This window comes from Collinsella aerofaciens, from assembly GCF_964243765.1.
Lineage (GTDB): Bacteria > Actinomycetota > Coriobacteriia > Coriobacteriales > Coriobacteriaceae > Collinsella > Collinsella aerofaciens_BU.
Genome location: NZ_CAXTGI010000012.1, coordinates 60,900 through 83,386, shown reverse-complemented (window position 1 = coordinate 83,386; position 22,487 = coordinate 60,900). Strand labels below are relative to the sequence as shown.

Below are 22,487 nucleotides of genomic sequence, written 5' to 3'. Positions count from 1 at the left end.
CACGGAGTATTTCAGGGAGACGCTGTCCTTTGTTGTGGCGAAGGGCGGCGTCTCTCTGGTGCTTGGGAGTCGTTGTTCAATTGGGCGACGGGCGTGCGCGCGTAATAAATAACCAACGTCGAGATGGGTCGTGATAAGAATGGGCAAGTACGTAATCGTGGTTGAATCTGGTTCGGATGTGACGCCGGAGCTCTGCGAGCGCTATGGCATCGTGCGCGTGCCCATGCATGTCACGATTGGCGACGAGACCGTCGAAGACGGATCGATCGACCCGCTCGAGATTTATTCACGTTGCAACGAGTTTGGCGTGATGCCCAAGACGAGTGGCTGCGCGCCGGCGGATTTTGCACATGTGTACGATCGCATCCACGCCGAGCAGCCCGATGCGACCATTCTGCATCTTGCGTATTCCGAGGTTACGACCTGCTCGCATCAGTCGTCGAAGATTGCGGCAAAGGGCCGCGATTACGTCTTCTCCATGGATACGCGCTTTGTGTCGGTGGGCCAGTCGCTTGTCGCCGTTGAGACCGCCAAGTATATCGAAGCCCATCCGGATGCCACCGTCGACGAGATTTTCGCCTTTACCAATTCGGTGATGGACCGCGTGCTGCTGGGCTTTGTTCCTACGGACCTTGCCTTCCTTAAGGCGGGTGGTCGCTTGTCCAACGTCGCGTTCCTGGGCGCCCATCTGCTCAAGATTAAGCCCTGCATTGAGGTAACGGGTGGCAAATTCGTGGCGACCAAGAAGCTCCGCGGCTCTATGCTCAAATGCGCCCGTGCCTTTATTGACCACATGGTTGCGAAGGGCGATATTGATTACTCGCATATTGGTTTGGCGTATTCAGTGGGCCTTTCCGAGGAGCTGCGCGACGATATGGAAGTCTATGCGCACGACCTGGGCTTTAAGGACGTTACCTGGACTCAGGTCGGCGGCGTCATCTCGAGCCACTGCGGCCCGACCGCCTTTGGCGCGGTGCTTACGCTTAAGGCGTAAGGCCTGGCGTCTATCGATTTCTATTGCTTGGCGGCGAGCGGGTTGTGACGACCTTCCCGCCGCTTTTGCGTGGAGTCAAATAGGACGATCAAATTGACCGCTAAACCGTTTCGCCATCAGGCGTATGGGCTAGAATGGCTCTGGCATTTTAATTGAAAAAAACCAAAGAGAGGCAAGGTTGCGGGAATGGCTGAGATGACGCTTGAGGGTGTGGATGCTCATCCCGAGGACTCTGCGTATGCCCTGGGTCGCGTGCATTCGATCGAGACGATGGGAACGGTCGACGGACCCGGCATCCGCTTTGTGGTGTTTGTTCAGGGCTGTCCCATGCGCTGCGCGTATTGCCACAATCCCGATACCTGGTCTGTTAACGGCGGCACGATGGTGACCGTCGAGCATCTCATGGACGAGTTCCAGAGCAACCATGAGTTCTACCGTAGCGGCGGCATTACCGTTTCGGGCGGCGAACCGCTCCTGCAGCCCGAGTTTTTGGCCGACCTGTTCCGCGTGATGCACAACAACCCCGATGGCCGCGTACACACCTGCCTAGACAGCTGTGGCTATGCGTTTGATCCCAAGCATCCGGAGAAGTTCGATGCTGTGCTCAACGAGACTGATATGGTGCTGCTCGACATCAAGCATGCCGATCCGGTTGAGCATAAAAAGCTGACCGGTTGCGACCCCGCACGCATTCTGGCGTTTGGTGATGAACTCGCGCGTCGCAAGATTAAAGTCGTTATCCGCCACGTGGTGGTGCCGGGCATTACCGACACGGTGGAGGAGTGTGAGGCGCTCGGCCGCCTGATTGCCCCGTGGCATAACGTGGTGGGCCTGGAGATGCTGCCGTATCACACGATGGGTGTCGTCAAGTACGAGCAGCTGGGGATTCCCTATAAGCTTGAGGGCGTGCCTCAGATGGATACCGCGCGCATGCCCGAGCTGCGCAACGCCGTCATGACGGGTATGAAAAAGCGCCGTGCGGAGCTCAGGTCGGCCATCGGCTAACAAGCCCGTCCCAAATTGACTACCCTTTAAGATGCGCAACAAGGCGGGCTGGATTAGCGAGGATGGTTACTATTCGACATGCGATGCCGGACTGATCGAAGTCGACGGCCATAGCTATGTTATGAGTATCATGACATTGATGTCGTGGAGCGACCACTCGAGCGAGGTTACGGCTGCGATTGCAAAGGCTCTGTTTGATACGCGAGCTGCGCTGGCTTAGCGTGTTCGTTTGGCGAGGTCAAACAAAATGCTGGTACCATACCTTGGTTGAGAATTTCGTATAGGTTTGGGGAATGGTATGGCTACCATCGCGATTATAGGTGCGCTCGAAAAAGAGATCATGCAGATTAAGGAAGAGCTGAGTGACGTTTGCGAGGCGCGGGAGGCAGGCTTGACCGTCGTGAGCGGCGAGCTCGACGGCCTGACAGTTGTCGCCACAACGGCGGGCATGGGCACAGTGAACGCCGCCGCTGCAACGCAGCACCTCATTAGTAAGTATGCTCCGCAGGCTGTTGTGTTTTCGGGCATTGCGGGCGGTTTGAACCCCAAGCTCCATATCGACGACGTGGTCATTGGCAAACGCCTGCGCTATCTGGATACCGATACCGCGCTTATCGCCGAGTCTGCACCGGGGCTTGAGGAGTTTGGTTCGACGCCCGCGCTGGTCGATATTGCCGTCGACGTGCTTGCTGAGCGTGGGTTCGTTGACGCTTCGACAAATGCAGTCGCTTCGAACGAGGGCACCAAGCAGTTCCTGGTCGGCACGATTGCCACGGGTAACCGCTTTGTGACGGGCGCCGCCATGCGCAACGACGCTATCGAGGCGACGCATGCCGATTGTGTCGGCATGGAGGGCGCGGCAATTGCCCATGTCGCAACCAAAAATGGTGTCGATTGCCTGGTGTTGCGCGCTATCAGCGATAATTGTGACGAGGCGTACGATGCAATTTGCGATCGAGAGTTCGATCTGTTCGAGTATGCGCGTGTCGCAAGTGACATCACGCTCGATATCGTCCGCCGCATTGCCGCTGCGCAATAGCGCGCTCTTTTGTAAGAACCTACGACCAAGGAGTGTCCATGGCCGATTCCATTAACTACCAGCTTGCCAAGTTCGTCGCCAGCTACGGCAAGGTTTCGCAGATTCCCGAGTCCACCTGCCCCGAGGTGAGCTTTGTGGGCCGCTCCAATGTGGGCAAGTCGTCGATTATGAACAAGCTCTTTGGCCGCAAGAACCTGGTCAAGGTTTCGAGTACGCCGGGCAAGACAAGCAACATCAATTTCTTCGAGGCCGACGACGTGCACTTCGTCGACCTGCCGGGCTATGGTTTCGCCCGTCGTTCTAAGGCCGAGCGCGACCGCTGGGCAGAACTTATCGGCGACTTCTTCGACTCCGAGCGCAGCTTTAACTTGGTCGTCTCGCTGGTGGACATTCGTCACGACCCGAGCAAGCTCGACCACGACATGATCGACTACCTACAGGGCAACGAGTTCAACTTTATCGTCTGCCTCACCAAAGCCGACAAGCTCAGCCGCACCCAGCAGGCCCGCCAGGCAGCAGCCATCAAAAAGCAGCTCAACGTCCCGGCCGAAAACGTAATCATCACAAGCTCCCAGACCGGCACCGGCATCGATGAACTCAAGCGCCGCATCGCCGAGGCTTGCCTTTAATAAGTGCTCCTATCAATAAAATGCAGAACATCAGCCCGGCGACTTTCCGGAGCGTAGGTCCCTGTAGCCGCCGCCAACGAAGTTAACGTAGGGGAGACCAGGGGCTTTGCCCCCAAATCTTTCCGCAGGACGGCAGGACCCCCGCCGCACGAAGTGCGCAGCGGGGGTCCTGCCATGTCCGAGGACGATTTGGGGGCAAAGCCCCTGGCCTCCCCGGCGGGTATACGGGACGGCGACTACAGGTATTCGATCTGGGCGCCTTCCGTGTCGCACGTCAGAATATGCGTATCGCACTTGGGGAACTGCTCACGCAGCTTGACCTGCAGGAACTTTGCTACGATGGTGTCGTCGGTCACAGCCATGAGGGTCGAGCCCGAACCGCTGATCCAGATGGTCTTGGCGCCGCCGTTAAGGCAGGTGTCGCGCACGGCGTTGTAATCGGGAATCAGGCGGCGGCGATAGGGCTCCTGGATGCGGTCGTCGTTGGCGGCGGCAATCAGGTCAAGGTCGCCGGTCTCCAGGCCGCGCGTCATGCCGGCGATGCGGCCCATTTGCCATACGGCGGTGGAGAGTGGAATCTCCTGCGGCACGACCTTGCGCGCCTCACTCGTATGCACCTCGTAGGGCGGAATCACGGTAATAAAACGCAAGCGATCGCTCGCCTCGTAGCGCAGACACTGGGGGAGCGAATCAGTCGGCGTAAAGGAGCAAACGGCACCGCCCAGGATGGCAGGGGCGACGTTATCGGGATGGCCCTCGACCTCGGTGGCAATGCGGACGAGCTCGGCACGGTCGACGGTGTGGCCCGTCAGCGCGGCGGCCGCCATGATGCCGGCGACGACGCAGGTGGAGCTGGAGCCCAGGCCGCGAGCGACGGGCACATCGGTTTGAATGTCGATGGCAACGGGAAAAGCCGGCTCGTCCCATGCAGCCAGTGCATCGACAAAGCTCACGTAGACCAGGTTGTTCTCGTTTTGGAACTCCTCGGGGCAGCCCGTGATGGTGAGCTTGTCGGCGCGCTCAAAGGTGAAGTGCGAGTAGAGGCTGACGGCCATGCCGAGGGTGTCGTAGCCGATGCCTAGGTTTGCGCTGGTGGCGGGGACGGTGATCTTGATCATGGGAATCTCCTGGGCGGTCTGCCTGTTTAGTTCGCTGCTCGGGCAGTCCTGGCTCGCTCGGAAAGCACATTAAGTGCTTTCCGGCTCGTGCGGAACTCGCGACGAACTAAACAGGCAGACCCGCATGTCAGTTCGTCATCATCCCGGTGGGTTTCTGATAAAAGAAGGTGCGCCGGCTTTCGCCGGCGCTTAATAAGGGGTTTAGTTGGTGCTCATTCGTTTTGCTGCAGACTCGACGTAGCTTGCCATCTCATCGACGTCGCAGACGTCTTCGAAGCGGACGGGCTTGGACTCGAGCTCGGCGAGCTGGGTCGGGGCGACCGTGTTGGTGGCCTGCTCGAGCACACGCATAGCCTCAAAGTCGTCCTCGGGCACGTCGAGGCCCAGAGCGTCGCAGCAGGCGCGCGGGAACTTGTAGGGGCTGGCGGTCGAAAGCAGCACGCGGGCCTTGGCGCCCTCGGCGGGGGTGACTTTTTCAAAGACGTGATAGCCGCAGGCGGTGTGCGGGTCAATCACGTAGCCGTTTGCGTCCCAGCAGCTCTTGATGGCAGTGCGAACCTCGGCCTCGCTGGCCCAGCCGCAGCCAAAGATGCTCTGAATCTTTGCCAGCAGGTCGGCGGGAACTTCGTAGCGACCAGTCTGTGCCAGCTGCTCCATAAGGCCGGCAACGAGCTCGCAGTCGCCGTCGGACAAGAAGTAGAGCATGCGCTCCAGGTTGGAGCTAATAAGGATGTCCATCGACGGCGAGATGGTCGTGAAGAACGGGCGGTTACGGTCGTAAACGCCGGTGGTCAGGAAGTCGGCAAGCACGTTGTTCTTGTCGCTCGCCACGACGAGCTTGGCGACGGGCAGACCCATGCACTTGGCGTAGTAGCCGGCCAAGATATCGCCAAAGTTGCCGGTGGGCACACAGAACTCTACGGCGTCGCCAGCCTCGATAGCGCCGGCGCGCAGCAGTTGCGCATAGGCGGCAAAGTAGTAGACAACCTGCGGCACCAGGCGGCCGACGTTGATGGAGTTGGCACTCGAAAGCACAGTGCCGGCGGCTTCCAGGCGCTCGGCAAGCTCCTTATCGGCAAAGATGCGCTTGACGGCACTCTGGGCATCGTCGAAGTTGCCGCGGATGCCGCAGACGGCGACGTTATCGCCCTCCTGCGTGGACATCTGCAGATTCTGCACGCGGCTGACTTTGCCTTCGGGATAAAAGACGGTGATGCCCGTGCCCGGGGCGTCGGCAAAGCCGGCGAGTGCTGCCTTGCCCGTGTCGCCCGACGTGGCGGTGACGATCATGATGCGCTCGGCGCCGCCGTCCTTGGCGGAAGTGCGGGCCATCAGACGGGGGAGCATCTGCAGGGCGACGTCCTTGAAGGCGCTTGTGGGGCCGCCAAAGAGCTCCATCACATAGGTTTGAGGGACGTCAGCGCCCGGTGCGGCGTCGAGTTTGACGAGCGGCGTGACCTCTTCGCTCGCGAACGTGCCGCGGTATGCCTCATTCACACAGGCCGAAATTTCTTCGGTCGTGTAATCATTCAGTAATATTCCCAACACATCTTGAGCGATTTCAAAGTACGATTTATCTGCAAGCGAGCTGATATCGACCTGCTGGGTGCCGAGCTCGTCCGAGACAAACAAACCCCCGTCGGGAGCGATGCCGGTACGGATTGCCACCTTACTTGAGCACGATAAAGTGCGTCCTCGTGTACTATGATAAGTTCCCATATAACACTGCTCCTCGGATGCCTTGGTCCCAATCGGTGAAACCATGGTATCAGAGCGCGCAAAACAGGTTTGCAGAGGCTTTTAGAAAGGTAACCTCCAGCCCATGATTAAGATTGCCAAGTTTGGCGGCTCGTCGGTCGCCGACGCCGAACACTTTAAGAAGATCAAGGCCATCGTCGATGCCGATCCGGCCCGCCGTTTTGTGGTGGTTTCTGCCTGCGGTCGTCGCTTTAAGGGCGACACCAAGGTGACCGACCTGCTCTACCTGGTTAACGCGCACGTTAAGTACCACGTGTCGTGCGAGGAGCTGCTCGAGGACATCGGCCAGCGCTATTTTGATATCGCTGACGAGCTGGAGCTCACCTATCCCATCCGCGAGGAGTTCGCGGCCTTTGCCGAGCGCGCCCGCTCGGGCGGCTACTCCACCGAGGAGCTCGTGAGCCGCGGCGAGTACTTCACCGCCCGCCTGATGGCCGAGTACCTGGGCCTGCCGTTCCTGGACGCCGCGACGGTCGTGGCGTTCCATCATGACGGTACGCTCAGCATGAATCGTACCTCCGAGCTGGTGCAGGAGTACGGTCAGCAGGGCGGCTTTGTCATGCCCGGTTTCTACGGCGCGACGCGTGAGGGCCAAATCAAGCTGCTCGACCGCGGCGGCGGCGATATTTCCGGCTCGATCCTGGCCAAGTGCCTGGGCGCCGACCTGTACGAGAACTGGACCGACGTCTCGGGCTTCTATTCCGCCGACCCGCGTATTGTTCCCGAGGCTCAGCCCATTGCGCGCGTTACCTACGAGGAGCTGCGCGAACTTTCGTACATGGGTGCAAGCGTCCTGCACGAGGAGGCCGTGTTCCCTGTGCGCGAGGCAGGCATTCCGCTGGTCATCAAGAACACCAATGCGCCGCAGGACCCCGGCACCATCATTAGCGAGACGGCTGACGAGGGTGAGGCAGAGCCCATCATTACCGGCGTGACCGGTAAGCGCGGCTTTGTCGCCATCAACGTTGCCCGCGACCGTACCAAGCCGCGCGTCGGCTTTATGCGCCGTGCGCTTTCGGTCTTCGAGCGCTATGACGTTTCCGTTGAGCATATGCCCACCGGCGTCGATCGCTTTGGCGCCGTGGTGCAGGAGCAGGATGTGCGTGATTCGCTGTACTCGCTCGTGGGCGACATTCAGCAGGAGGTCGAGCCGCTCGAGATCGAGGTTGTTGAGGGCCTGGCGCTCATCGCGACCGTCGGCCGCAACCTGCGCGGCCGCGCCGGTATTTCCGGCCACCTGTTTGGCATGCTCGGCCAGGCCGGCGTGAGCGTGCGCATGATTTCGCAGAGCTGCGACGAGATCAACATCATTATCGGCGTCGAGGAGAAGGACTTCGACCTGGCGATTCGGACCATTTACCGCGCCTTCTCCGACGAGAATGGCATTGTGAAGGTCTCCGACCTTGAGGCTCCCGCGCCGGTCGATCCCGCTCCGGCCGCGCTCTACAAGTAGCTGCTATCCCAGTAGATTTTTGGGACTTGCTTCAAAAACTACGGCGGGGCGTTTCGTTTCGGTTTCGTTTCGACGGGGCGGGTTTCGTGCCCGCCCCGTTCTTGTATACACTGGCAACAATAATCGGCCTGCTCGGCGTGCGGGCAAAAGCCAAAACCTTTAAAGGGGGAAGCATGAAACAGTACACGGTTGCTATTTTGGGCGCGACGGGAGCCGTGGGCACCCAGATGCTCGAGTGCCTCAACGAGCAGGAGTTTCCGGTTGGCAAGCTCAAACTGCTGGCGAGCGTGCGTTCTGCGGGCAAGACCGTCGAGTTCCGCGGCGAGCAGATCGTGATTGAGGAAGCTTGCCCCGAGGCCTTTGAGGGCTGCGACATCGTGCTTGGAGCCGCCGGCGACGACATTGCGAAGGAGCTGCTGCCCGAGGCCGTCAAGCGCGGCGCCGTCGTGGTCGACAACAGCCACGCCTTTCGAATGGATCCCGAGGTGCCGCTGGTCGTGCCCGAGATCAATGCCGACGACATCAAGTGGCACCATGGCCTTATCGCCAATCCCAACTGTGCGACTATCATCGGCCTGGTTCCCACGTGGCCGCTGCATCAGCTCGCCGGCGTGAAGCGCATGATCGTCTCGACGTATCAGGCGGCTTCGGGCGCCGGTGCCCCCGGTATGGCCGAGCTCGAAGCACAGCTTGCCGCCTTGGGCCGTGGCGAGGAAATTCCCGAGCCGCGCGCCTTTGCCGCCCAGCTGGCGAGCAACCTGATTCCGCAGATCGGCGGCGTCAAGGAGGAAGGCTTTACCTCCGAGGAGATGAAGCTGCAGAACGAGGGCCGCAAGATCATGCACCTTCCCGAGCTGCGTGTGAACTGCACCTGCGTGCGCGTGCCGGTGCTGCGTTCGCACTCCGAGAGCATTACGCTCGAGTTTGAGCGCGACATTACGGTTGAGGAGGCCCGTGCCGCGCTGGCCGCAGCTCCGGGCGTCAAGCTGGTTGACGACATGGGCGCCGAGGATGCGCACGATCGCTTCCCCATGCCGATGGACACCTCCGACCAGGACCTGATCTGGGTCGGTCGCGTGCGCCGCGACATCTCGAACCCCGAGGCTGCGCGCGGCATCACCTTCTGGTGCTGCGGCGACCAAATCCGTAAGGGCGCGGCAACCAACGCCGTCCAGATCGCTAAGCTGCTCTGCGAGTAGCGGTTGACCTGTCCGGCGGGGGCCGGGCTTGGTTTTCAGAACGTCCTCGACCATGTGTGGCGCCTTGTCCTGCTCCTTCGGAGCCGCGGACAAGGCGCCACACTGGTCTGCGGAGTGTTCTGAAAACCAAGCCCGGCCCCCGCCTGCGGTGACGTTGCTGCGAGCTGCCCACGATGGGGCCGTTGTTGGTTGGGGCCGCTGGGCTGATGTGGGGGCACGTGGTTGTTGCGGGCCCTGGTCCCGGCGGCGGCCTCGGCGCTTTGCGCCTGCTGCCTTGGGGGGGCTGCGGAGCGCGGCCGGCAGCTGCGGCGCGTTGCGCCTGCTGCCTGCGGGGACTTTGGGGTCGTGCGGCAGCTGGGGCGCTGTCGCGCCTGCTGCCTTGGGTGACTTTGGGGTCGATTGGGGTTGTCTGCACAATTCGCGGTATTATGTTGCGGAGTTTTGAAAGGAGCCGCTGGTGGTCACGACGACATTTGCTTCGCCTTTGGGCGAAATCTTGCTTGCCGCTGATGGCCGCGGTCTGACGGGGCTTTGGTTTGAGGGGCAGGAGCACTTTGGTTCCACGCTTCTCCGGGAAGACTCCGAACATGTTGAAGGCGCCGACGCGGTTTCCGGTACCGGTGGCATGTTGCCGGTGAGTCCGGCAAATGGCGCGGCTTCTTCGGTGCTTGAGCGTTCTTGGGCTTGGCTGAATGCTTATTTTGCGGGGCAGGAGCCTCGGTTTACGCCGCCGTTGCATATGATCGGCACGGCGTTCCAGCGCGAGGTTTGGTTTGAGCTGCTTTCAATTCCGCGTGGCGAAGTCGCTACGTATGGCGAGATCGCTCAGCGTGTTGCGGCTCGACATCGTGTGCCGGGAAATGAGGCACCCGTCGTGTCTCCTCGTGCGGTGGGGGCTGCGGTTGCGCGTAATCCCATTTCGATTATCGTGCCGTGCCATCGCGTGGTCGCGGTCGACGGATCGCTCAACGGATATGCTGGCGGCCTTGATCGCAAGGAGTGGCTGCTTCGGCTTGAGGGCGCGTACGAGGAATAGCGCTCGAACGCTTTGCATAACTAGGACGCCGCGAAAGGACGAGCCTCCGTCCTTCTACGGCCGGCATGCGTCCAGACGCTTGGCATCTGCGCTTTAAGTTTGGCTAAGCCATATCTTGCGTATTTGAAAACGCGCAGGTTGAGCCGCTAGGGCTGTGCTAAGGCAGCTTTCGGTGCGCTATTATCGGCAGTATCGAAACCTGTATTTCCATGCGCCAAAGGAGCAACTATGAAGCTGATGCTTGCCGAGGACGAACCTGGTCTCTCCCGCGCCCTCACCGCGATTCTTCAACATAGCGACTACGAGGTCGACACCGCCCTCGACGGCTTGACGGCGCTCGAGAATCTACTCACCAACGATTACGACGCCGCAATCCTGGACATCATGATGCCCGGCATGGACGGCATCGAGGTGCTCAAGCGTACACGCGCCGCCGGAAAGCGACTGCCCATCATCATGCTCACGGCAAAAAGCGAGGTGTCCGATAAGGTCGAGGGCCTGGATGCCGGTGCCAACGATTACCTGACCAAGCCGTTTGCCGCCAAGGAATTGCTTGCGCGTATTCGTGCCATGACGCGCGCCGCGACGGCAATTGACGCCACGACGCTCAGCGTGGGTAACGTGCGCCTCGACACGGCGGCTTGCACGCTTGTGGGACCTTTGGGCGAGGAGCACCTGGCCAATCGCGAGTTTCAGCTTATGGAACTCTTTATGCGCAACGCCGGCACGCGCATGCCTACTGAACGTCTGATGCTCGAGGTTTGGGGTGAGGACGCGCCCGAAGGCGCCAACGTGGTGTGGGTCTATATCTCGTACCTGCGCAAAAAGCTGACGGCGCTTGGTGCCAACGTTGCCATTCGCGCGTCGCGTAACCAGGGCTATTCGCTCGAGGTTGTCGAGGAAGGCGAATAAGCGTGAGCGCGAGCGCGTGGTGCAAGCGCATGACGGAGTGGTTTCACGCCGCCTCGAGTAGTACGGGGCGGGCTAATTCTGTTGACGCATTGGGCCGCCGTCTGCGTCGCAAGTTTATCCTCGTTGCCATGGGCGCCGTGACCGTGGTGCTCACGCTCATCATCGCCGGCATCAACATCGTCAATTATTCGCATGTCTGCAAGATGGCCGACGCTCGCCTGGACTATATTCTGGCGGGCAAGGACGGTATCGATTGGGGGGACGAGCCTAAAGCCGAGCCCGCTAATGGCAAGGATGCCGGCGATAGCCAAGCGGGCGTTCGCATCAGACACTTCGAAGGCATGACGGCGGAGTCTCCCTTCGACACGCGCTACTTTACGGTGACGATTGACGCCGGACAGGTTGCCGATGTCAATACGGCCCGCATTGCCGCGGTTGGTGCCAAGCGCGCCGCCAGTATTGCCGCAAGGCTGCATGCCAAGGGCTGGACCTCGGGCTTCTCTGGCAATTATCGTTATACGACCGACGTCCAGGACGACGAGATCACCTATGTGTTCGTGGACTGCTCGCGCGAGCTTGCAAGCTTTCATTCGTTTTTGAGCGCGAGCGTGACGATCAGTTGCATTGGCTGGCTGGCGGTGCTGGCAATTGTGGCGGGTGCCTCGGGCGCGGTGATTCGACCGATGGTCGAGAGCTACAGCAAGCAAAAGCGCTTTATTACCGATGCGAGCCACGAGATCAAGACGCCGCTGGCTGTAATTGACGCCGCCAATGAGGTACAAGAGATCGAGAGCGGCGAAAGTGAGTGGACGCAGAGCATTCACGAGCAGGTTGCGCGGCTGACGGCGCTCACGGAACGTCTAGTGTTTTTGGCACGTATGGACGAGGGCTCGGCGGGCTTTACCATGACATCGATCGATCTTTCGGAGGCCGTGGACAAGGCTGCGGCGCCGTTTGAATCGGTGGCGGTTTCGCGCGGCAAGCGTCTGTCGACGTCGATTGCGTGCGGCGTGCGGGCCCATGCCGATGCTGCGGCGGTGGCGCAGGTGGTTGAGCTGCTTCTGGACAACGCCACGCGCTATGCGAGCGAGGGCAGCGTGATTGAGCTGATCCTGCGTGCCGTTTCGCGCGTTCAGGGTAAGGGCGCCACCGAGCTTGTCGTATCGAACGCCGTGGACGAGCTGCCCGAAGGCGACCTAGATCGATTGTTCGACCGCTTCTATCGTGCGGACGTGTCGCGCAGCTCCAAGACGGGCGGCTCGGGCGTGGGCCTATCCGTGGTGCGTGCCATCGCCGAAGCCCATGGCGGGAGCGCTTCTGTCTGCGGCCACGGTAACCAGATCACCTTCACCGTCCGCCTCTAAGACCTGCCAAAAAGGGACAGGTTTATTTTGGCAGGTTTTATCTGTGCAGACGGCAGCGGAGGCTGGCGGTGATCGGCGCCATGAACGCCACCGACCCAAATAAACGCACCTCTAACTGCTAAAATATGGACATCGTTGTTCGGCTCCCGAAGGAAAGGAGACGGTCATGCAGTACGAGATCGGCGGAGGGGCTTTCCCGGTTGTTACGTGCAACCTTAGCGACGGCGAATCCATGATCACCGAAAGCGGTGCCATGGTCTGGATGACCCCCAACATGGAGATGTCCACCTCGGGCGGTGGTATAGGCAAGATGTTCTCTAAGGCTTTTTCGGGTGAGGCGTTGTTCCAAAACATTTGGACCGCGCACGGCGATGGCATGATTGCGTTTGGCTCTTGCTTCCCCGGCCGCATTATACCGATCGAGATTGGCCCTGGTAAGAGCTGGATTTTGCAGAAGCGTTCGTTCCTTGCCGCGGAAAGTGGTGTTGAGCTGAGCATCCACTTTAACAAGAAGGCAAAGACCGGCGTCTTTGGCGGCGAGGGTTTTATCATGCAAAAGCTCACGGGCTCGGGTATTGCCTTTGCCGAGATCGACGGCGACCTAGTTGAGTACGAGCTTGCTGCTGGCCAGCAAATGATTGTAGATACCGGCAACGTGGCCGGCTTTGAGGAGACGGTGAGCATCGACGCGCAGATGGTCAAGGGCGTCAAAAACATCATGTTTGGCGGTGAAGGCGTGTTTAACACTGTGCTCACCGGTCCGGGGCGCATCTGGCTGCAGACAATGCCCATTTCCAATCTTGCGGCAGCAGTGGCTTCGATGACCAACAACAATAACTAATCGCGTATAGGATGACGCGCGCGGCGGGCCTGGCCTGTCGTGCGCGTTTTTTGGTGGCAAACGCCCTGTTTATCGGGTGCGGCTGTGCTCCTGCAGCGCATAGATCGACTTATCCATGTTGAACAGGTAGGCCACGACGCAGACAATAAAGAACGTCGGCAGACTGCTAAAGCCAAAGACCTCGCAGCCAATGAGGATCGGCGCGAGTAGCGTGTTGGTGGCGCTGCCAAAGACGGCGGCGTATCCCAGCGCGGCGCAGGGCTCGACGGGCATGCCGAGAATTCCGGCGAGCACGACACCCAGACTGGTTCCGATGGAGAACAACGGCGTCACCTCACCACCTTGATATCCTGCGGCAAGCGTGGCGATGGTGAGTGTGAATTTGAGCGCCCAGTCCCAAGGCATGATGGTGACCTTGCCGTCACCGTTGAGCGCCGCCGATATCAGGTTGGTGCCAAGGCCGCAGTATCGCCCCTGCCACAGAACGAACAGAATCGCCGACAGCGCAAGGCCCATAACGGCAACGCGTATGTAAGGGCTGGGGAGCAGCCGCGCTGCAAGGGTCTTGGCATGGGCAAGGCACCAGGCAAAAGCGCCACCTACCATACCAAACGCGATACCCAACAACGCCAGCCGTCCAAGACCGGGGAGGTCGAGCGCATACGAGGCGGTAATGGCGACCTCAAACTTCTCGAGCCCCAGGGCGCCGGAGGTCATGCTTGCGGCAAGCGAAGCCGTAAGCGCGGGAAACAACGTGCGGTATTCCATGCGTCCGGCGACCAGCACCTCGACCGCAAAGACCGTGGCGGCGAGGGGCGTTCGGAAGAGTCCGGCAAAGCCGGCGGCCATGCCGATAAGCAAAAACGTGTTGCCGGGTTCTCGGAAAGGTAGACGTCGGCCGATCCAATGCGAGACGGTTGCGCCGATCTGCACGGCTACGCCTTCGCGTCCCGCGCTGCCGCCAAAGAGATGCGTGGCCCACGTGCTCAGCATAATGAGCGGCACCAGACGCGGGGAGATGGCGTCCTCGCGTCCGTGACCTACGTCGAATACTAAGCTCATGCCCCGATCGGTGCCTTTGCCCCAGGTGCGGTAGGCAAATACGATGGCCAAGCCCATGAGGGCGAGGAAGGGAAGGAGCAGCACGATGTGCTCGTCACGGAAGGCGCCAATTGCCAGGAGCACACGACCAAAAAGGGCACAGATGGCGCCAACGATAACGCCGATAGGGATTCCGACGGCACCCATAAGCACGAGGCAACTATAGGTGTTGACCAGGCGTTTAATTCTGCTCGATGCGCTGCTTTCCGACACTTCTCCTCCAAAACAAAAAAGACTCCTGCCGCGGCGTGATGCCCAAGGGATATCACGCAACAGCAGAAGTCATCAGCAACAAGGCGGTTTAGGGCGACGCGACAGTTTTACTGACGCACCCAACGGAGACAATCATTCCGCAGCGGCATCATAGCGGCGGGCGCGGTTTGGGTCAAATGGTTGCCTTGGGACAGTCTTGGCGCCCGCCCGCGCCCTCGTTTCCCCATATAAAACCTGCCAAAATAAACCTGTCCCTTTTTGGTAGGTGGGAAATGGGTAATACTAAAGAGTTATCCGACCAGATGGGAATTAATCGATGGCCTATATCGAATTCAAAGACGTCATCAAGGCATACGGCGAGGGCGACGCCCGCATCCACGCGCTCGACGGCGCGAGCTTTACGGTCGAGCGCGGCGAGCTCGCCATCATTTTGGGTGCTTCGGGTGCCGGCAAGACCACGGCGCTCAATATTCTGGGCGGCATGGATACGGCGACCTCCGGCACCGTGACGGTGGACGGGCGCGACGTGAGCTCCGCCAACGAGGCTCAGCTCGTGGAATACCGCCGCGCCGACGTGGGCTTTGTCTTCCAGTTCTACAATCTGGTCCCCAACCTGACGGCGCTCGAAAACGTCGAGCTTGCGGCGCAAATCTGCCCCGATTCGCTCGATGCTGAGCAAACGCTTTGCCAGGTTGGCCTGGGTGAGCGCCTCGCCAACTTCCCCGCGCAGCTTTCGGGCGGCGAGCAGCAGCGCGTGTCCATCGCTCGCGCACTGGCCAAGAATCCCAAGCTGCTTTTGTGCGACGAGCCCACGGGCGCGCTCGACTACAAAACCGGCAAGCAGATCTTGCAGTTGCTACAGGACACCTGTCGCAAGCAAGGCATTACGGTCATTATCATCACCCACAACTCCGCGCTGGCACCCATGGCCGATCGCCTGATCCGCTTTAAGAGCGGCCGCGTGGAGAGCGAGACGGTCCAACAAAATCCCGTGCCTATCGAGACGATCGAGTGGTAGCGCCCATGGACCAGGACCGCCAAAACAGCCAGCGCCGCGACGCGCAGAACACGGAGCGCGAGCAGGATTTTACGACCTACCGTACCGCCCAAAGCTCAAACGATATGGTGCCGACGGTGTTTCGCCGTGGCATCTACCGCACAATCCGAGGCAGTCTTAAGCGCTTCTTATCCATCGTGGTCATCACCGCGCTCGGTGTGAGCGTGATGTGCGGCCTTAAGGCGGGCTGCGAGGACCTGTGCGATTCGGTTGACGCCTACTTTGACCGGCAGAATGTCTATGACATCAATGTGCAGTCGACCTATGGTCTGACCGATGACGATCTTGCTGCGATCCAAGAGGTCGATGGCGTCGAGACGGCCGAGGGCATCTATACCGAGACCGCCTATACCGCCGTGGGTACGACGCGCGAGCGTGTCGTCGTACAGAGCCTCTCCAAAGAGAATATTGACCAACCGGTGCTAGTACGCGGCGAGCTGCCCGAGACTTCGGGCGAAGTGGCAGTGACCTCACGTTTTTTGAAGGCTTCGGGCAAGAAAATCGGCGATACGGTGAGCTTTGCCGCCAACGATGCGAGCTCGTCGAACCAAAGCGCCAAGGACCAGTTTGCCGATGGGGACTACACCATCACGGCCGAGGTTCTCGATCCTACCGACGTGAGCTCCGACTCGACAGTCAACGCCTTTCGCGCTGCTTCGACTGCGGACTACAAGTTCTACGTGAGCGAGGATGCCGCGACATCTTCTTCCTACTCCGCTGTCCACGTGGTCGTCGAGGGAGCCAAGAGCCTCAACTCCTATTCGGATGCCTACTCGGCAAAGATCAATGAGGTCAAGGGCAATATCGAGAAGATCCGCGAGGAGCGTGAGAAGGCGCGCGCCCAGGAGCTGACGGTCGACACACCGGCGAGCTTGGACGCGGCTGAGCGTCAGGCGAATATGGTCTTTGGGATCGAGCAGGACAACATCAATCGCATGGCCGAGGGCAGCGAGGAGCGTGCGCAGGCTCAGGTCGACCTGGACCAGCGCCGTGCCGCCGCCAACCAGCAATTCGCCGATGCCCGCGCCGAGCTCTCCGACCTGGGCGAATGCACCTGGTACATCCAGGACCGCGGCAATATCGCAAGCTACTCGAGCGTCGAGAGCGATAGTTCTTCGATCGAGGCCATCGCCACGGTGTTCCCGTTCATCTTCTTTATCGTCGCCGTGCTTATCAGTCTCACCACCGCCACCCGCATGGTCGAGGAGGAGCGCACGCTTATTGGCCTGTACAAGGCGCTCGGCTATTCACGCGGGCGTATCCTGTCCAAATATGTGGACTACTCGCTGTGGGCGTGTCTGATCGGTGGCGTGCTCGGCAATATCATCGGATTTGTGGGTCTGCCGCTGTTCTTGTTTACGGTGTTCGACGACATGTACTCGCTGCCCCAGATGCTGCTTTCGTACGACATCGTGTCCTCAATCGTTTCGGTGGCGCTGTTTGCCGTGGGCGTGGTGGGCGCCACGATTATCGCCTGCCGCCACGAGATGGCCGAGACCCCAGCCTCGCTCATGCGCCCCAAGGCTCCGCGCGCCGGCTCGCGCATCTTGCTCGAGCGCATCGGCTTTATCTGGCGCCGCATGGGCTTTTTGAACAAGGTCGCTGCACGCAACTTATTCCGCTACAAAAAGCGCGCCTTCATGACCATCTTTGGCATTGCGGGCTGCACGGCGCTTGTGATTTGCGGTATGGGCATCCGTGATACGTCGGTCGCGTTGTCGCCCAAGCAGTACGGGCATATCACGCGCTATGACCTGCTGGCGGTTGCCAATCCCGATGATTTTTCGCAGACGTGCGCGGCACTGGATGAGCGCAGTGCAGCCAATGATTCCAACGTGACTGTGACTTCGACGCTGCCGATTATGACCGACAACGTCACCTTTACGTTTGGCGGAAAGAGCGAGACCGTGCAGCTGATCGTGGTGCCCGATGACCGCACGAACGACCTGGATGACTACGTGCGCCTAGAGGACGAGTCCAAAGAACCGCTCGCCCTGCGTGACGGGGATGTGTATTTGAGCAAGAGCTCTCAGCTGGTGCTGGGGATCAAGCCGGGCGATACGGCACACGTCCAGGATTCGTCGCTCAATGTTGCCAAGGTCAAAGTCAGCGACATCTCGCTCAACTATCTGGGCAACACGCTTTACATGACGCAAGGCACCTATGAGCGCGCGTTCGGTCGAAGTGCACGCCTTAACGGCGTCTTTGTGCTGCTTGAGGGTTCGTCGGCCGACCAGATTGCGTTTAGCAAGAATCTTAAGGGTGACGGTTGGCTTACGATTTCGAGTACGGCCGAGCATTGGGAAAACTATGAGGCGAACTTTACGATTATCAATTCGGTCGTGGTGCTCGTGACCTTTATGGCGGCGTGCCTGTCGTTTGTGGTGGTGTTTACGCTGTCCAACACGAATATCTCCGAGCGCGAACGCGAGCTGGCGACCATCAAGGTGCTGGGCTTCCGCCGTGGCGAGGTTCACCATTACGTTAACAAGGAGACGTTGATCCTCACGGCGATCGGAGCCGCGCTGGGCGTACCGCTGGGCGGCTTGCTGGCCGAGAGTTTTACGTACATTTTGCAGATGCCGTCGCTGTACTTTGACGTCGAGGTCGAGCCGCTAAGCTACGTGCTCGCCGTGGTGCTTTCCTTTGGCTTTACGTTTATCGTCAACCTCGCCACCAACCGTACCCTCAACAAGATTGACATGGTCGGCGCCCTCAAGAGCGCCGAGTAACCTGTCCTGGGATTCAAGTTCTAGCGAGCTGCCGACGCGCCCGCAGCAGCATTTTTGCATAAACCGCCACGCCAAATGCATACTTTGACGGGGCGGTTGCTTTTTGCCCACAGGTACCCCAGGGGGGCGTGCAAATTCCGGAGTATTCAGCGTCTCGGGGTCCGCGGGCGCGGGGGCGGGGGTGCAAAACTGCGCTGAAAGCCCCGATTCTGAGCCCCAACGCCTCTAGAGCCGCTCGTTTTTTTACAGGATGCGGCCCATGGTGCCTGCCTTTCGCCCAAAATCCAGTATGCAGGCGCCCTCGGCTGCTGAATACTCCCAAAAATGCACGCCGCATCCTACCCTAGGCACCCGTAGCTACTCTGCGGGTGCGTGGCCTGATAGTAAGTTGCGGTGGAATAGTTCCTGTTTGGCATAGCAGAGCCATGAAACAGGAACTATTCCACCGCAACGTATTGAGAGGGCTCTTGGCTGTTATGCGTACTAACATTTGTCATGAAATGGCAGGCCATTAGGGGGTTGCTACTCGTAGTTGCGGTAGGGTTGGGGCAGATTCTAACTAGAAATGGTGGTCGCTACCGGTTATTCTCGGCATACTCGGCTCATTCGATTGCGGTCGCCACATGAAAGGAACCACTATGGATCTTGCGATGGCACAGCGCCTCGTCGATCGCCGCAGAGCTGCCGGTCTTTCCCAGGAGGCTCTTGCTGCCCAGTTGGGCGTAAGCCGCCAAGCTGTCAGCAAATGGGAACGCAGCGAATCCTCGCCCGATACCGATAACCTTATTGCACTCGCCGCGCTGTATGGCGTGTCACTGGATGAGTTGCTATATGGGGAAGCGGCTAGCGATGTCGACACCTCGGCCGACGATGACGTTGACGCAAATAATTACGACGAGACTGAAGGCACCGAGTCTTCTACCGAGCACGTGGATCCTGACGGCAAGCCACTTGTCGACATTTCCCTTGCACGCGGCATTCACGTCGTCGACCCCAACAAAGGTGAAGAGGTTCATGTTGGTTGGAGCGGCATCCACGTGGCTAACGAGCGCAAGGGTGAAGAGGTCCATGTGGGGCCGGGCGGATTGCATATCGATACGCTAGAGGACGATGGACACAGCGTACATACCAATGCCGACGGCACCGTCACCATCGACGGCGAGACGTTTTCCAGCTGGAAAGAGGCACACGACAAGCTCGACCATCATGGCAAGCATTTCCACACCAAGATCGGTCGCGCATGGAATGAGTTTCCCTTTCCTGCACTTGTCGTCCTCGCCTATCTCGCGCTCGGCATCATCTGCGGCACGTGGGGTATGGGGCTCTTTCTGGTCTTTCTGATTCCCGTCTACGAGGCGATGGGCGACTTTATCGACCGACATCATCTCTCCAAGCTGATCGGCGTCGTCTATGCAACAGCCGCCATTGCCTGGTTCCTCTATATGTGGCTTTGTTTGGCACAGCCCCATCCCGCATGGGTCATCCTCATCACGATTCCCTTCATAGAGGCACTCATGTGCTGGTGCCGAAAGCAATGGAAGCGCCGCAAACAAGCCTAAGCCGTTCCAACCCGTCAACAATGCTTGGCCAACGCCGCTCGCCCCTTCCAAGTTGCGGTGAAATACGGACCGTTGAGGACCTTGGAGCGTCTAACAGTCCCGATTTCACCGCAACTCACGAATGGACAGGGCAATTCCAACACGGGAACTGGCATTTAACTCGCCGCATGCCAAGAAAAAGGCCGATTTACTACGATGAACTCGATGAGGCCGACCACACCCATCTTTTTCAAAAATCGGCAAGCTTTCTACCTGCGGTTTTACTTTCACCCTTTTCGGCATGGTCGAAGGCATTCGAATCATCGTAGTAATTAGGCGCATTTTGTAGCAAACGGTTCATTCAAGCTCGAACTCGAAGACCGATGGTCCCCTCATCCACGGCTGTGAGCGAAAATACCAAATAGAATAAAAATCGAATGGCTAAGTCTGTTTGGTGAACGGAGGCAATATGGGCGAGGTAACTGAAAGCGACTGGAAGCTGTTTAAAGAGCTGCTCCCAAAATGGCAAGAAAGCTATATGGAAATGCTCATCGGCCAGTACATCGAGATACTGAACGGTGGCAGTGAAGCGTCCAGTAGATTTTGGGCGTTAGAAGAGCGTATCAATAGGGACAAGCTGTCCTCAGGAGTGCTTGTGAACGATATTCGCCGCAGCACCATGCGTTATGAGATAGCCAACTTGCTTTCCGATAACGTTATCACGCTCGACGACCTTGACGGTTTCACCGAAGACATTAAGGGCTACGCACGACGTTGCATCGGTCGGCAAGAACGCTGAGCGACATGCGCATCCACAGCCGCTGTACTGCATAAACCGCCCCGCCAGATGCATATTTCGGCTGGGTGGTTGCTTTTTGCCCACGGGTACCCCAGGGGGCGGCGTGCAAATCCCGGAGTATTCAGCATCCCGGAGTCCGCGGGCGCGGGAATGGGTGCACAAAACCGCGTTGAAAGCCTTGATTATGAGCCCTCGGCACCTCAATGATCGCTCATTTTTACAGTATGCGGCTCATGGCGCCTGCTTTTCGCCCAAAATCCAGTATGCAGGCACCCACGGCTGCTGAAAACTCCCAAAAATGCACGCTGCACCCCACCCTAGGCATCCGCAGCAAGAAGACGAATAGCCTCGGCCTCCCTAGTTACCGCAGGAGCCCCCCAGGGCTTACCTCCCAAATCTTTCCGCAGGACGGAAGGACCCCGCCGCGCGAAGCGCACGGCGGGGTCCTGACATGTCCGAGGACGATTTGGGAGGTAAGCCCTGGGGCCTCCGATGGGGGCGGTTCCAGCCGAGGCTATTCGTCGCCGAAGCTGATGCCCAGCGCCTTGGCCTCGCGCACCAGATCACTCTGGGGATCGACATACTTGAGCTTGCCGGCGACCTCCTCGAGCGGCATGTGGCACATCTTGCCGTCACGCAGGGCAATCATGTAGCCAAACTCGCCGCGCAGGCAGCCAAGCGCGGCCTCGACGCCGCACTGGGTCGCAAAGATGCGGTCCTGGGCGTCGGGCTGACCGCCGCGCTGCGTGTGGCCGGGGATGGCGACGCGGGTCTCGCGACCAGTTTTGGCTTCGATCTCCTTGGCGATGTCGTAGACGATCGACGGGCTCGTACGCTCGGCGAGCTTCTTCTTGTACTCCTTCTTGGACAGCGCCGCGTCCTCCTTGGAGATAGCGCCCTCGGCGACGGCCACGATGGTAAAGCGGCTGCCGGTCTCCATGCGATGCTCAATGGTCTTGATGACGTTATCCATGTCGTAGGGGATCTCGGGAATCAAGATGACATCCGCGCCGCCCGCGACGCCGGCGTACAGCGGGATCCAGCCAACCTTGTGGCCCATGATCTCGATGACAAACACGCGGCCGTGGCTCGAGGCGGTGGTGTGGATGTCGTCGATGCACTTGGTGGCGACGTCGATGGCGCTCGTAAAGCCAAACGTCAACTCGGTGCCCCAGGTGTCGTTATCGATGGTCTTGGGCAGGGCGATAACGTTGAGGCCCTCTTCGCGCAGGCGGTTGGCGGTCTTGGTGGAGCCGTTGCCGCCCAGCATAAACAGGCAGTCGAGCTGCAACTTGTGATAGGTGTGGACCATCGCGGGCACCTTCTCGACGCCGTCGGCCTCGGGAGTATCCAGGCGCTTGAACGGCGTACGGCTCGTGCCCAGGATGGTGCCGCCGCGGGTGAGGATACCGCTAAAATCGGCGGGCGTCATGACGCGGAACCTGCTGTAGATAAGGCCCTGGTAGCCGTCCTCAAAACCGTAGATCTCGATAGGCTCTTCGCTATTGGTCATGAGCGTTTTGACGATGCCGCGCATGGTGGCGTTGAGCGCCTGGCAGTCGCCGCCACTGGTAAGAAGACCGATCCTAAGCATGATGAATCCTTCCGGGCAAGTTACAACATGCGCATAAGTTTACCCCCGCACACTGTTGATACAGGGGTAAAACGTGTTAGCTCAAACGTATAGAAATGTAAGCAA

The 22,487-nt window shown here is 59.5% G+C and carries 19 protein-coding genes; 15 read left to right on the top strand and 4 right to left on the bottom strand.

From position 1 onward, the window contains the following. The first annotated feature begins 139 nt into the window (after window positions 1-139). The 5 genes from ACESSC_RS08660 (at window position 140) to yihA (ending at window position 3,667) form a co-directional block, all read left to right on the top strand. Window positions 140-994, top strand: a complete 855-nt coding sequence (locus ACESSC_RS08660; RefSeq protein ID WP_373162500.1) for a DegV family protein — start codon at window positions 140-142, stop codon at window positions 992-994. 186 nt (window positions 995-1,180) lie between these two features. After that, the gene (gene pflA / locus ACESSC_RS08655; protein ID WP_373162498.1) at window positions 1,181-1,999 is read left to right on the top strand and encodes a pyruvate formate-lyase-activating protein; all 819 of its coding nucleotides are present in this window, start codon (window positions 1,181-1,183) and stop codon (window positions 1,997-1,999) included. A 31-nt stretch (window positions 2,000-2,030) separates the two neighbouring features. Continuing rightward, the gene (locus ACESSC_RS09800; RefSeq protein WP_118266613.1) at window positions 2,031-2,219 is read left to right on the top strand and encodes a hypothetical protein; all 189 of its coding nucleotides are present in this window, start codon (window positions 2,031-2,033) and stop codon (window positions 2,217-2,219) included. Window positions 2,220-2,297: 78 nt separating this feature from the next. Next, window positions 2,298-3,038 (top strand): 5'-methylthioadenosine/S-adenosylhomocysteine nucleosidase, encoded by a 741-nt coding sequence (gene mtnN, locus ACESSC_RS08650; RefSeq protein ID WP_117637019.1) that lies wholly within the window; start codon window positions 2,298-2,300, stop codon window positions 3,036-3,038. A gap of 38 nt (window positions 3,039-3,076) precedes the next feature. Next, window positions 3,077-3,667, top strand: a complete 591-nt coding sequence (gene yihA / locus ACESSC_RS08645) for a ribosome biogenesis GTP-binding protein YihA/YsxC (protein WP_055252447.1) — start codon at window positions 3,077-3,079, stop codon at window positions 3,665-3,667. A gap of 236 nt (window positions 3,668-3,903) precedes the next feature. On the opposite strand, the gene thrB is transcribed toward yihA, so the two are convergent. Both thrB and thrC read right to left on the bottom strand, forming a co-directional pair. Then, window positions 3,904-4,785 carry a homoserine kinase gene (gene thrB / locus ACESSC_RS08640; protein WP_373162496.1) on the bottom strand — a complete coding sequence of 294 codons (882 nt, stop codon included), beginning with the start codon at window positions 4,783-4,785 and terminating at the stop codon, window positions 3,904-3,906. A 201-nt stretch (window positions 4,786-4,986) separates the two neighbouring features. Beyond that, complete coding sequence (gene thrC, locus ACESSC_RS08635) at window positions 4,987-6,504, bottom strand: threonine synthase (protein WP_373162494.1); 1,518 nt, start codon at window positions 6,502-6,504, stop codon at window positions 4,987-4,989. Window positions 6,505-6,607: 103 nt separating this feature from the next. Between thrC and ACESSC_RS08630 the strand changes: the two genes are divergently transcribed. The 6 genes from ACESSC_RS08630 to ACESSC_RS08605 all read left to right on the top strand — a co-directional run bounded on the left by ACESSC_RS08630 (window position 6,608) and on the right by ACESSC_RS08605 (window position 13,348). Further along, a complete protein-coding gene (locus tag ACESSC_RS08630; protein WP_373162492.1) occupies window positions 6,608-7,996 on the top strand; it encodes an aspartate kinase in 1,389 nt (462 codons plus the stop codon). A 173-nt stretch (window positions 7,997-8,169) separates the two neighbouring features. Next, window positions 8,170-9,195, top strand: a complete 1,026-nt coding sequence (locus tag ACESSC_RS08625) for an aspartate-semialdehyde dehydrogenase (protein ID WP_373162490.1) — start codon at window positions 8,170-8,172, stop codon at window positions 9,193-9,195. Between the two features lie 457 nt (window positions 9,196-9,652). Further along, on the top strand, window positions 9,653-10,231 hold the full coding sequence (locus tag ACESSC_RS08620; protein WP_233514485.1) for a methylated-DNA--[protein]-cysteine S-methyltransferase: 579 nt from the start codon (window positions 9,653-9,655) through the stop codon (window positions 10,229-10,231). Between the two features lie 228 nt (window positions 10,232-10,459). Beyond that, on the top strand, window positions 10,460-11,143 hold the full coding sequence (locus tag ACESSC_RS08615) for a response regulator transcription factor (protein WP_117648274.1): 684 nt from the start codon (window positions 10,460-10,462) through the stop codon (window positions 11,141-11,143). 2 nt (window positions 11,144-11,145) lie between these two features. After that, window positions 11,146-12,507 carry a sensor histidine kinase gene (locus ACESSC_RS08610; protein WP_373162488.1) on the top strand — a complete coding sequence of 454 codons (1,362 nt, stop codon included), beginning with the start codon at window positions 11,146-11,148 and terminating at the stop codon, window positions 12,505-12,507. Between the two features lie 166 nt (window positions 12,508-12,673). After that, entirely contained in the window at window positions 12,674-13,348 is a 675-nt protein-coding gene (locus tag ACESSC_RS08605; protein WP_089572342.1) for a TIGR00266 family protein, read from the top strand. A gap of 69 nt (window positions 13,349-13,417) precedes the next feature. On the opposite strand, the gene ACESSC_RS08600 is transcribed toward ACESSC_RS08605, so the two are convergent. Continuing rightward, window positions 13,418-14,662: a chloride channel protein gene (locus ACESSC_RS08600; RefSeq protein ID WP_373162486.1), complete on the bottom strand. Its 1,245-nt coding sequence runs from the start codon at window positions 14,660-14,662 to the stop codon at window positions 13,418-13,420. Between the two features lie 316 nt (window positions 14,663-14,978). On the opposite strand from ACESSC_RS08600, the gene ACESSC_RS08595 reads away from it, so the two are divergent. From ACESSC_RS08595 to ACESSC_RS08580, 4 genes are all read left to right on the top strand, one after another. Then, window positions 14,979-15,680 (top strand): ABC transporter ATP-binding protein, encoded by a 702-nt coding sequence (locus ACESSC_RS08595; RefSeq protein ID WP_117743716.1) that lies wholly within the window; start codon window positions 14,979-14,981, stop codon window positions 15,678-15,680. Window positions 15,681-15,685: 5 nt separating this feature from the next. After that, window positions 15,686-18,451: an FtsX-like permease family protein gene (locus tag ACESSC_RS08590; protein ID WP_373162483.1), complete on the top strand. Its 2,766-nt coding sequence runs from the start codon at window positions 15,686-15,688 to the stop codon at window positions 18,449-18,451. A 638-nt stretch (window positions 18,452-19,089) separates the two neighbouring features. After that, window positions 19,090-20,010, top strand: coding sequence for a helix-turn-helix domain-containing protein (locus ACESSC_RS08585; protein ID WP_373162481.1), 921 nt, complete (start codon window positions 19,090-19,092; stop codon window positions 20,008-20,010). Window positions 20,011-20,458: 448 nt separating this feature from the next. Beyond that, window positions 20,459-20,788: a multidrug transporter gene (locus ACESSC_RS08580; protein WP_118227329.1), complete on the top strand. Its 330-nt coding sequence runs from the start codon at window positions 20,459-20,461 to the stop codon at window positions 20,786-20,788. A 514-nt stretch (window positions 20,789-21,302) separates the two neighbouring features. Here the strand turns inward: ACESSC_RS08580 and ACESSC_RS08575 are convergent. Further along, the gene (locus ACESSC_RS08575; protein WP_089572334.1) at window positions 21,303-22,382 is read right to left on the bottom strand and encodes a 6-phosphofructokinase; all 1,080 of its coding nucleotides are present in this window, start codon (window positions 22,380-22,382) and stop codon (window positions 21,303-21,305) included. Between the last annotated feature and the right edge of the window lie 105 nt (window positions 22,383-22,487).